Origin of the sequence: Pseudomonas sp. K5002 (assembly GCF_013386655.1) — a bacterium.
Lineage (GTDB): Bacteria > Pseudomonadota > Gammaproteobacteria > Pseudomonadales > Pseudomonadaceae > Aquipseudomonas.
Window position 1 is genome coordinate 726 of sequence record NZ_JACARK010001508.1, and the last position, 263, is coordinate 988.

Sequence of the window (263 nt, forward strand, 5' to 3'; positions counted from 1 at the left end):
CAGGCAAGCCAGCTCCTACACCGGGCGGTGCTCGTCTGAAGGCTCGGGGCGAGAGGCCAAACTCGCGCAACATCGCCGCAGCAAATGCACTTTGCGAACCATAGCCCACCCGCGCGGCAATCTCGCCGATCGGCAGCTGGCTGTCGCGCAACAGGCCGCGGGCCATCTGCAAGCGCCGGGTGCGTATGTAGTCCATCGGCGTCTGCCCGCTTTCCGCGATAAATCGTGCATGCAGGCGGGCGACGGACAGGTCGGCGAGCTTC

Annotated in this window: 1 protein-coding gene; it reads right to left on the bottom strand. The window is 66.2% G+C overall.

Annotated features, from left to right (window positions below; genetic code table 11):
• Positions 1 to 263: helix-turn-helix transcriptional regulator (locus HX846_RS37570; protein ID WP_178967506.1), on the bottom strand; the 263-nt coding region annotated here is incomplete at both ends.